Annotated in this window: 8 protein-coding genes; 4 read left to right on the forward strand and 4 right to left on the reverse strand. The window is 43.2% G+C overall.

Features of this window, described 5'->3' with window-relative positions; translation table 11 throughout:
• The first annotated feature begins 104 nt into the window (after positions 1-104).
• Both BMW53_RS10855 and BMW53_RS10860 read left to right on the forward strand, forming a co-directional pair.
• A complete protein-coding gene (locus tag BMW53_RS10855) occupies positions 105-1,202 on the forward strand; it encodes a TlpA disulfide reductase family protein (protein ID WP_051567598.1) in 1,098 nt (365 codons plus the stop codon).
• A gap of 331 nt (positions 1,203-1,533) precedes the next feature.
• On the forward strand, positions 1,534-2,529 hold the full coding sequence (locus BMW53_RS10860; RefSeq protein ID WP_245749038.1) for a DMT family transporter: 996 nt from the start codon (positions 1,534-1,536) through the stop codon (positions 2,527-2,529).
• Between the two features lie 81 nt (positions 2,530-2,610).
• Here the strand turns inward: BMW53_RS10860 and BMW53_RS10865 are convergent, their stop codons facing one another.
• The gene (locus BMW53_RS10865; RefSeq protein WP_038555964.1) at positions 2,611-3,912 is read right to left on the reverse strand and encodes a S28 family serine protease; all 1,302 of its coding nucleotides are present in this window, start codon (positions 3,910-3,912) and stop codon (positions 2,611-2,613) included.
• Positions 3,913-4,002: 90 nt separating this feature from the next.
• Between BMW53_RS10865 and BMW53_RS10870 the strand changes: the two genes are divergently transcribed.
• Positions 4,003-4,584, forward strand: coding sequence for a peptidylprolyl isomerase (locus BMW53_RS10870; protein ID WP_038555961.1), 582 nt, complete (start codon positions 4,003-4,005; stop codon positions 4,582-4,584).
• 72 nt (positions 4,585-4,656) lie between these two features.
• Here BMW53_RS10870 and BMW53_RS10875 read toward each other — a convergent pair whose 3' ends face one another.
• Genes BMW53_RS10875 through BMW53_RS10885 form a run of 3 tightly spaced genes read right to left on the reverse strand, consistent with a single transcriptional unit; the run spans position 4,657 to position 10,205 of the window.
• The gene (locus BMW53_RS10875) at positions 4,657-5,445 is read right to left on the reverse strand and encodes a hypothetical protein (protein WP_038555958.1); all 789 of its coding nucleotides are present in this window, start codon (positions 5,443-5,445) and stop codon (positions 4,657-4,659) included.
• Positions 5,446-5,456: 11 nt separating this feature from the next.
• The gene (locus BMW53_RS10880; protein WP_038555955.1) at positions 5,457-7,037 is read right to left on the reverse strand and encodes a RagB/SusD family nutrient uptake outer membrane protein; all 1,581 of its coding nucleotides are present in this window, start codon (positions 7,035-7,037) and stop codon (positions 5,457-5,459) included.
• Between the two features lie 12 nt (positions 7,038-7,049).
• Positions 7,050-10,205: a SusC/RagA family TonB-linked outer membrane protein gene (locus BMW53_RS10885; protein WP_081804759.1), complete on the reverse strand. Its 3,156-nt coding sequence runs from the start codon at positions 10,203-10,205 to the stop codon at positions 7,050-7,052.
• 688 nt (positions 10,206-10,893) lie between these two features.
• Between BMW53_RS10885 and BMW53_RS10890 the strand changes: the two genes are divergently transcribed.
• A complete protein-coding gene (locus tag BMW53_RS10890) occupies positions 10,894-11,358 on the forward strand; it encodes a GNAT family N-acetyltransferase (RefSeq protein ID WP_217642936.1) in 465 nt (154 codons plus the stop codon).
• The last annotated feature ends 194 nt before the right edge of the window (positions 11,359-11,552 follow it).

Genomic DNA, 11,552 nt, shown 5'->3' on the forward strand with positions numbered 1-11,552 from the left:
ATGCAATTTAATTATTTTCCGGTGTATAATTCAAACTAATCATTTTTCAGGTAGGCATAGAATGCGTATATTCGACCAAAATTCAATAAATAAAAAACTGTAGAATGAGAAAATTATTAGTTGCTATTATAGCTTTGGCCTTGTTTGCCTGCTCGCAACAGCAGGATGGTTATAAAATTACCGTAAATATTGAAGGTGCCGACGGAAATGTGATGTTAGAGCAACGTGGAGCCAGCCAGTGGATAGGCATTGATACTGCCGTTGTGGTTGATGGTGTTGCGGTTCTTGAGGGAGAAGTGGAATTCCCGGGTTTGTATTATTTGTCGGTTAACGGCCAACGCGAAAAGGCCGTGTTGTTTGTTGAAAATACGAACATAACAGTTACCGGAAAAGCCGATTCTATTGCAGGCGTTCAGGTTAGTGGATCGACTACACACGATGAGTTTAAAACGATTAACGACCAGATTCAGAAAATTAGCGAAGAGTACATGGCGATTTACCAGGAAGCTCGTACAGCAAGTGCCGCCGGAGATACAGCCAAGGCTAATGAGTTGATGAAACAAGTTGAAGACTTGTACGCCAGCGTTGGCGAAATACAGGAAGATTTTGTGAAAGAAAATCCGGCTTCGTATGTTACTCCGCTGCTGTTAAGCCAAATTCAGTACGAAAAGGAAGTTGACGAACTGGAAGCTTTAGTGAGTAACCTGGATGCAAAATTAGATTCGGTTCCTGCGATTATAGATTTAAAAGCAAAAATTGAGCAACTGAAAACGGTAGCCGTTGGAAAAACTGCTCCTGATTTTACTCAAAACGATGCAGATGGAAATCCGGTGAAGTTCTCGGATATCTATTCAAAAAATGAGTTGACTTTGCTCGACTTCTGGGCATCGTGGTGTGGACCATGCCGTCAGGAAAATCCAAACGTTGTTGCTACCTATAACAAATACAAAGATCAGGGATTTAGCGTGTTTGGCGTTTCGCTCGACCGTGATAAAGATGCCTGGTTAAAGGCTATTGAGGATGATGGTTTAACCTGGGCTCATGTTTCAGACCTTGCCTACTGGAACAATGCTGCAGCAAAAATTTATGCGGTAAATTCAATTCCATCAAGTTTGTTGGTTGACAAAAACGGAAAAATCATCGCCAAAAATAAACGCGGCGAAGAGCTGGGCAAAACCGTGGCTGAGTTCCTGAGCAAATAGAACAAGTAAAGTTCAACAATTGAAAACCGTTTTAAGGATTAATGCTTAAAACGGTTTTTTTGTGTTCCATTGGCTGTATTGGTTAAGCTGGTTCAGAAAAAGAGAAGTTAAAAATCAGTGTTTTACGCTGTTTGAATCAGCAATAGTTTTTACGCTGTCACCTTCTGCGAATGTATATTTGTAAACACAAACCATAAGAGTATTGAAGATTAGAATTGTTAAGGTACCAGGTTACGTTGTGATAAAAAGTAGAGGTAAAGTACCAATTATGAATGTGTGATCGATTAAGTTGTTTTTTAAGACTGGAGGAGAGGAAAAGATCCTGGCATTTTTGTCAGGATCTTTTTTTGTTACGGCTGATTTATACCTAAAAGAAATCGGTAAATACATCGGTGGTAATTACTACATTTGCCGCATGCAAAATCATTTTGGAGAAATAGCCGGAGTTCTTACTGCCGTATTTTGGACAGTAACTGCACTGGCATTCGAATCGGCCGGTAAGAAGGTTGGTTCGTTGGCTGTAAACTTAATTCGTTTGGTAATAGCCTTTTTTCTTGTAGGCGCCTACAGTTGGGTAACCCGAGGTTTTTTCTTCCCCAGCGATGCCAGTATGTATGCCTGGAAATGGCTGGCTTTTTCCGGTTTGGTTGGTTTCGTAATTGGCGACTTACTCCTCTTTCAGTCGTTTGTGTTAATAGGTGCACGAATTGCCATGTTGTTAATGGCGCTGGCTCCGCCTTTTGCTGCGCTTATCGGCTGGTTACTTTTAGGCGAGGTACTTTCGCCACAAAGTTGGTTGGGAATGACCGTTACCATGACCGGTATTATTATCGTTATCCTGAAACGGGAAAAATCGGAAGAAAACGGTGTTAAAATCCGAAAGTTTAAATCGTCGTACCCCATTCAGGGAATTCTGTTGGCTTTGGGCGGTGCCATGGGGCAGGCGGCCGGTTTGGTAATCAGCAAAAAGGGAATGGGAGATTACGACGCTTTTTCGGCTACACAAATAAGAATTTTGGCGGGAACTGTGGGATTTTCTATTCTTTTTATCTTCATAAAACGCTGGCCGCGCGTTTGGGCAGCTTTAAAAAATGGCCCGGCTATGAAACGGATTACGCTGGGAGCTTTTTTTGGCCCTTTCCTTGGTGTTTCCTTTTCGTTGTTGGCCGTTCAGCATACACAAGCCGGAATTGCAGCTACACTGATGGCCATTGTTCCGGTGTTGATTATTGGCCCGTCAATACTATTGTTTAAAGAAAAAGTGAACTGGAAAGAAATTCTCGGGGCAGTAATTACTGTTGTTGGTGTGGCGATGTTCTTTTTGTAGAACGTGAGTCTGAGCGAAGTAGAAGAGAGGTGAAACGACACTTCGACTTCGCTCAGAGTGATTTTTATTGGGTGAAAACTCCTAAATTTCGATATTAACTTCCATATCCAGCCAATCTTCAAGCGTTTCTTTTACCTGCTGTTTTTGTTCTTTAGGCAAATTCCCGATTCGTGTGCTGTGGCTACCTTCGGGTTTTACAATTTTCAGGAAATTAGGTTTACCCGGAACATCAAATGCCGAAGCCGACCACGGATCCCACTCTCCATAAATAAACAGCATTTTGGCATCGGTTTTTTTGATGAATTTCTTTACCTCTTTAGCGGTCTTTTTGTTGTATTTAATAGCCAGTTCGGGCAGATAAATTCGGTTCAGCCAGCCTTCTGCACTTGTAATCGACAAATACTCTTTAAACGGTTCTATATCGTAACCGTAATAACCCAATTCGTGTGCCGCCTGCACATAAAACGATTTAAAAATATCAACACCTTCACTCGCCAGGTACATGGGCGACGATACTTTCACCAACTCGGCAAACAAATCTTTTGCCGGTGCATCCAGTGCCGGAATGTCGTCCAATGAGTTGTCGTATTGCCAAAAGCCATACGAGAATTCCAGTACCACATAATCCAGTAATTCGTCGTTATTCAGTAATGGGTTCAGATGCTGATTCTTACAGTATTGCTCAAGAAGAGGCAGGTATGTTTCGCGGTTTTTAAGAATTTGCAGTTGGAATGCCTGCACTTTTGCACGGCCTTCAGGAGTACCGGTGGTATTAGCAATAAACGGCTCGTGGCGCCCATCTTCAACGCCAAAGTTCAGCGGCGCCACATACGGTACCGAAATGTCAACGTCGTTGGGGTAAAGCCAGCGATGATACACTGTTGTTTGCCCTCCTTTGCTAATTCCGGTGCTTATCCATTTCCCCGAGTAATATTTTTTCATTAGCTGAATGATGTGGTGATGATCGGCAGCGGCATTACGTACGGTCAGGTAATCATAGTTCAGTGGCTCCGGCATCGATTCGCCAAAATAGCGGTGATCCATACAAATCTGGTTGGCTTCCAAAATCGGGCACAGTTCGTTTATGTAATTGGGGTTTTCCGAATAACCGCCGTTATAGCCTTCGGTGATAAAAACTACAGGCCGGTCAATACCTTTATCGGCAATTAACACCCGTTGCAAAAATGTTCCTTTCGCCGGATCAGAATGATCAACAGGCTGCTCCACCATTATTTTGTATTTGGCTGCAAAAAAGTCGGTGCAGTCCATTTGTTCAACACTTTTAACCTCGGGTTGACGCTCGAGAAAGACTTTTAACGTGGTTTGCGAAAACGATACTGCCGACAGCAACAGCAGAACCAGTAACAGTTGAAGTTTCTTCATAAGCTTTTTGAATTATGCGTTGGCTCTGGTTATCCAAAACCGTTTTTTGTACATTTGATTGCAATTAAAAAATAATATTCAACTTTTATTATGAGGAAAGCCATAATCTTTATCATTCCTGTTTTGCTCTTAGCGTTTCAAGCCGCCACACAGGAACTTCCCCGCGTTGAAATGCAAACTGAACTGGGAATCATTCTGGTTGAGATTGATACGATAAATGCGCCGCTAACAGCAACTAACTTTTTACAGCATGTTGAGGCGGGTACTTATAAAAATGCCTGTTTTTACCGCGTTGTTCGGCTGGATAACCAACCCAACAACGATGTTAAAATACAAGTGATACAAGGAGGAATGTACACCGAGCCGCGCTTTGAGACCATACAACCAATTGCACATGAAACAACCGAAGCTACAGGATTAAAACACCTTAACGGCACAATGTCGATGGCGCGGATGGAGCCGGGAACAGCATCAACCGAGTTTTTTATTTGTGTGGGCGATCAGCCGGAATTGGATTTTGGCGGCAAACGAAATCCCGACGGGCAAGGTTTTGCCGCTTTCGGACAGGTCATTTCCGGTATGGATGTGGTGCGTAAAATTCAGCAACAAAAGGATGAACAGCAAACACTGGTTGATAAAGTGAAGATTAAAGAAATTAAAACGGCCTTTTAAACGGCCTTTCCGGGGTAAAAAAGGGCTGCCTTTTGGCAACCCTTTTAAGTGTTTTCTAATTTGGCTGGTTGATTAGGGTAAGGTAAGCACCTCGTACCAATGTCCGTAACTCCCTGCATCAACGGTGAAACGCCCCAGTAAATAAATTGTATTTCCGTTGCGGTAAGGTTCTCCCATGTAATAGGAATCCGGTTCTTCCGAATCGGGCATTTCCAAAGTTACCATACCATAATCCGGATCGATATAGCCCGTTAACTGGGTAGCATAGAAGACATTATTTTCAGCATCAACCGAAAACATAATATCATAACCTTCTGCATAGCAGTCAATAATTTTATAAACATCAGCCTCAAGAGCCTTTTCAACCTGAACGGTCCATTCATTTTCCCTGAACTCAGAACTGAATGTTCCGGTTCCTACAGGCTCGAATGTTAATAAGAATGAAGCTCTATATGTCGTTTGACTATAGAATTCTGAAACATTGTCTCCTGTTAAGGTGAGGTTAAACTCGTACACTTTCGAAACATCAATTTGCGATATATCGACCAGCGGGACAATTTTCGCATAGGCTGTTCCTTCTCCCTCTGCAAAACTTACGGAAGTGCTTTCCAGATCAAAAACGCCTTCAATATTCTCATTCATTTCTAACGAAACCTGCGCAGTAGTTGGTGCATTTAAATTTGAACGTGCAATTTGAACATTTACCGAATAATTGTTTTCGGCAGTCAGTATATTTGCCGGAACAATTTCAGTGCTAAAAGCTACATATGCATCGGTTTCGTATAGTTCCCCAATATTGTCCTGGTCGCATGCAGCAAGCGACAGAACAAAAACCAATAATGCTAATTGTATTTTCTTCATAATTGTATTTTTTAATTGTCAGCCCATGGATTTTGATCACTCACCTCGTCCATATTTTTATTTCCGTCAAATTCCGATTGTGGTATCGACATCACAAAATCAGGATATTCAGGATCGAGTGTATTGCGCGACAGTAATTTTTGAGTGTGGTTACTGCCTTCGAAATCGCGGGAGAATCCGGTTTTTAACCGTTTAATATCAAAAATGCGGCCTACCTCGCCCCACAATTCAATACGTCGTTGCAGGATAATCTCATCGAGTAAGGTAGATGAACCATTCAGTGGAGTTGTTGGGCCGTTTGCATCGTTTACGGTTAGTGTGTTGGCATCTGTCAATCCCGAAATATCATAATTCGGATCGCGTTCTTCCATTAATTCCGCAAGAATAGTTCGTGCTTCACCAAACCGGTTTTGCATACAAAGTGCCTCTGCTTTAATCAGCATCATTTCTTCGTGCCGCATCAGAATATAATCGCCTAAAGCATTTGTTGGATCGGAGAAGCGGAATTTAAACTGGTTGTAGCTCAACTGTGTTCCCAGTGGCTCATTTACTTCCAGCGGGCCATTCCACCACATTTGTTTTCTCACATCTGTATCGGCCATTTGGTTGTATAACCACGAGCTCACACATTTTCGTGCGTTTTCGGCATACGATTGTGTACTGGCATCCATATGCCCGAATAAGGATTCGGTGTCAGATATTTGCTCGGCAATAATTTGCAGGCCCCAAAGCACTGCGCCGGCGTTGGCATTGTTAAACGCAAAACCGTTTGCCAGATTCTCGTGCGAAAGCATTGTCGTTCCTCCGCTCATGGCCATTGTAGCTGCCGATTCGGCGCTTGCCCAATCTTGTTTTTCCAAAGCTACCTGTGCTTTCAATCCGTTGGCCACGTAGTAATCGATATGCGACGAATGAGTGCGCGGTGCTGCCACCTCCGGATTGAGCAAGGCGAGTGCCTGCTGAAGATCGGCATCAATTTGTGTGTAAACATCGGCTACCGTGCCTCTCGGACTTCCTTCTGAAATGTTGGTAGTGGGTTCGGTGTAAATCGGAACTCCCGGGGCATTTTCGTTACCCACATAAGTTTGCTGATAGAAACGGATGAGGCTGAAATAAGCGTAAGCGCGCAAAGCATAGGCCTGCCCGATAAGGCTGTTGATCTCCGATGGTGCACCGGTTAAAACTTCCTGTGATGCAATAATTGAGTTGGCATTTGAAATTAACGTATAGTAAAAAAACCACACCGAATAAGGGCGGCCGCTTTTGTGGGTGTAATCCGATTTTACATTGTACATGTAATCGAACCAGAACCAGCCGCTTCCGCCTTCATTTTGTACCATATCTTCGCCCATAAGGTCGTAGGTAAGCAAAAATGCGGTAACCCCAAACTCTTCGTCGGCCCAGTTTGCCGACCACTCTTCGGCCACATACATAGCGCGGTATATTCCGTTAAGCGCCACATTCGCTTTCTGTACATCGGAGAATAATACATCGCCCGATGTGCTGTCTGTAGGGTTTGTGTCCAGTTCATCCTGGCATGCAAAACCTGCGAATACCAGAAATAACAGGATAAGTATTTTATCTATTTTCATGATCTGTTTGTTTTAAAATTTTACTTCAATTCCGAAAAGGCTTGTTCTCACCGGAGTATATGAAAAGTCGGTAGTTCCGGAGAAATCAAACTGCGGATTCATACCATCGAGATGAGAGAAAATGGCCAGGTTATCGACTGCCACATAAGCGCGAACACTTTCGATACCCACATTTTGCAGAATGGTTTTAGGAAGTGTATAACCTACCGTAATATTCTTTATTGAAAAATACGATGCATCAATTAGCTGGCTGTCGGTAAACGGGCGCGAGAAACCGGTTCCGTTCTGAATACGCGGAATATCAGTTACATCGCCGGGTTTTCTCCAGGCGCGTTCTACATTGGCAGCGTAATTGGTACCAATGTAAATCGGGTTCATCAGGTTGGAATAAACACTTTCGTAAACTTCTCCACCTACCGAGAAAGTCGTCATAAACGACATATCGAAGTTTTTATAGATTTTAAAGTTACTGCCAAAACCACCGTAAAAGTCAGGGATGCGACTGCCCGATATCCGTTTGTTTTGCGATGCTTTCTGGTAATCATCAGAAAGGTAGGAGTCGCCAGGTTTTCCATCAGCATCAAGGTCGTAAACCCAATACAACTGAGCACCGGTAGCTGCATCCACTCCGGCCGATTGTGCCAGGTAATACGAGTTGATTTCTGCACCTTTTCGCTGAATGATATTGCCGTTAACAATTTGATCTGTTTCGCCATCCAGTTCAACAATTTCGTTAGTTAACGAGGTAAGATTAAAGTTGGCATTCCAAACAAAGTTTGGATTCGAAATGAGGTTCAGGTTTGCATTAAACTCAAAACCGGTGTTCAGCATCTCGCCAACGTTGGCCCAGTAGCTATCGAAACCAAGCGATGTTGCCATTGGTTTTTCCATAAGCATATCAACGGTGCGACGGCGGTAATATTCAAAACTAATATCAAACCGATCGAAAAGAACGGCACCAACACCCACGTTAAAGTTGTTGTTCTCTTCCCATTTTATCGATGTATTTTCGAGCGATGAAAGTAGCGCTCCATTCAGGTTGGCATTGGCCCAGTCGAGGTTATAAAGCGACTGCCAGCCATAATATGTACCAATATTGTCGTTACCCTGTTTTCCGTAACTGGCTTTTAGTTTCAGGTTGTCGATGAAAGTCATTTCTTCCATAAAACTCTCTTCGCTGATGCGCCACGATCCTCCAACCGACCAGAAGTTACCCCAGCGGAAATCTTTGTGGAAACGCGATGAACCGTCGGTACGGAAACTTGCCGAAAGGTAATACCGGTCGGCAAAGTCGTAAGTTACGTTGCTCAGGAACGATTCGATGGAATAATTATCCTCGAACGAAGTAAGCCCCGAAGTTGTTGATCCCGGTGCCAGCTCTTTAATTCCTGAGTAAGGGAAGCCCGATTTTGAACCTTCCATTTCGTTAATGGTAAGCTTGTAAAACTCGTGACCGGCCAACACATTAATACTGTGTTTGCCAAAGTCTTTCTCGTAACGCAACAGTTGGTTAATGGTGTACGAAAGGCTTCGTACGATGGTTTTATCGAGATAGCCGCCAATGTTGGCAGCGTTACCAAAGTCCGGATTCCAGTAAACGGTTTGGTTGGTATTTATGTAATCGAATCCAACGTTCGTTGTAAATGATAGTCCGTCGAACGAACTGCCAAGGCCAAGCCCCAACAGATTTAAATGGAATCTTCCCGAAAGGTTATCGGCAGTAGTTTCGTAAGCATCTTCATATAAAGTTGCTACAGGGTTCCAGTTCGGGTTGGCACCTGATGGGCGGGTTAAACCATAGTCGAACTGTTTTTTGCCGGTTTCGGAAAGGATGGGATTGCCATTTTCGTCTTGCACATAAACCGGGTAAATAGGCGCCATAAACTGCGCCGAATACCATACGTTAGAGTTTGACGTGGTGCCATCGTAGCCCAGGTAGTTGGTTTCGGTTTTTGAGAAGTTGACGTTACCGCCATATTTAAACCAGTTTTTAGGAGTCAGCTCTGCGCCAATTCTTCCCGAGATACGTTCGAAATCAGTGGTTTTCAGCAACCCTTCATCTTTTAGGTAGGCTACTGATGCGTATACCTGAGAATTGTCGGATCCGCCATTTATAAATAACTGGTATTCCTGGCGTGTTGCATTATCGTTGGTCACTTCGTCAAGCCAGTCCGACTCGTAAAGCAATTTCGCCGAAGGATTCACTTGTCCGGTTTGCGGATCGATCAATTCAGAAACTGGCATGTTGTATGGATTGTACATTTCGTTGGCCCCAAAAATACCGGAGCTTCCTTTTAAGGCGTCAACAGCCATCGGGCCGGCCATATCAGGATGAACTCCGTCGGTGTAGATCAACGCATTCTTATAACCCTGGAATGAAGCTTCGATAAAATCGGCTGTGCCAAGTGTTTCGTATGGTTTAATGGCGCGGCTCGAAAATCCGTAAGTGGCTTTTAATTCCACCGACAGTTCTTTCGACTGGCCTTTTTTCGTAGTAATTACCACTACTCCGTTGGCACCGCGCGATCCGTAAAGCGCACCGGCCGAAGCATCCTTCAAAATGGTCATCGACTCAATATCGCCCGGGTTTATGGAGTTCAGGTTACCATCGAAAGGTACACCGTCAACCACATACAGCGGATTGTTGCTGGAGTTGATAGACCCAAAACCACGAATAACAATTTCTGCTCCTTCGCCGGGTTGTCCGGTTCCCGATGTGGTTTGAACACCGGCTACCTGTCCTTCCAGTGCTTTTGAAATATCGGCAACGGGCCGCTTTTGCAGCATTTCGTTATCGACCACTCCGGCTGAGCCCGTAAACGATTCCTTTTTAGCGGTACCGTAGGCTACAACCATAACTTCATCAACACCAATTACATCCGGCTCAAGCGTTACGTTGTAAACCGTAGCATCGGTAATGGGCACTTCCTCTCGTTTCATCCCAACAAAGGAGAAAATAAGGATTTCATCGGCAGGTACGGTTAACGTAAAGTTACCGTCCAGGTCGGTGGTTGTTCCGGAGGTAGTTCCTTTTACGGCAACCGAAACACCGGGAATGGGTAGTCCATCGTCGGATGAAGTAACCGTTCCGCGAATTTGCTTTGTTTGGGCGAATAGTATTCCCACTCCACAAAACAAAGCCACAACTAATAGAAGTAGTTTTTTCATATGATTCAAATTGTAGATTTTAAACTATCATGTGGAACGCACATTTTCTCCTTGCTCATTGAGAAAGGATTTTCATGATCGTTTCAATGATGTAAACTTATATTCATACTCAAGCGTTATTACCCTTCGCTTTTGTTCAATTTTTCAAAAGAAAACTCCCGTCGGGGAAACGGGAGTTTATTATCTGCCAGCCGGCCAGATAATTGCACTTTTTACATTTTAAATGCTGTTTAATAGTGTTTCTATGTAAAAAAAATGGAGTGCCGCTGTTAACGTTTCTAGTTCCCCGAATTCCCCTGTTAAATGTTGTTTACATGCCGGTTTTAGCTGTTCAGCGTTTGCCGGATTTTCAGCTTTTTGATCAAACTTAAAGAATGCTGCAATACGCTGCGATTTTTATCAACCAACGGTAAAATTCGGTATATTAAACTTGCTGATATTTATATGTGTGCTTTGTTGTTGGTTTTCATGTTGTTGGCTGTTAAAAATAAGTAGTTGGCAGACAAAAATTTGAGATTAGCCGTGAATTGAAGTTCTTTGCGCAATGTGGCTGTTTGTGTTAAACCACACGGTGATCTTGAACAATAGTTTGGTTTTTGGTTGATTATGTATATTTTCAAAGCAAAATAAATCCCGACAGATACGGTAGTTTGTAGTTTTTTTATGTAAAAGATACACTTGTTAGATTATGAATATCAGAAAGGTAAAGAACACTGATAATAGTTGTTTAGCCGAAATAATCCGGGCGGCTTTTCATGAATCTGATGCCCCGAAACAAGGAACTGTTTATTCCGATCCCACCACCGACGACTTGTATGAACTGTTTCAGAATGAAAAATCGATTCTTTGGGTAGCCGAAAACGATGGCGAAATATTAGGCTGTTGCGGGATTTATCCAACCGAAGGTTTACCCAAGGGCTGTGCTGAATTGGTAAAGTTTTACCTGTTGGCAAAAGCCCGGGGAAAAGGGCTGGGAACTAGACTGATGCAAAAAAGTATCGGGTCGGCAAAAGAATTGGGATTCGCTGAAATTTATATTGAAACTTTACCCGAGTTCGACAATGCCGTGAGCATGTATGAACGGGCAGGATTTGAGCGACTGGAAAAACCTTTGGGAAACTCTCGGGGCATACCGGTTGTGATATTTGGATGATCAAAAAGTTGTAAAAAAAGAGAGTGGATAAATTATTTGGATCGGAGTCACTCAATTAATATGAACATCAGAAGTTGCCATTAACGTGCTCCCATTGCAAGGGGAGCTCCCGAAAGGCTGTATGTTTGTAAAAGTGCATAAGCATCCAAGTTTTGTAAATTAGTTTTTGCGAAACAAAAAAAGATGAACACTTA

The organism is Draconibacterium orientale (assembly GCF_900111425.1).
Taxonomy (GTDB): Bacteria; Bacteroidota; Bacteroidia; order Bacteroidales; family Prolixibacteraceae; genus Draconibacterium; species Draconibacterium orientale.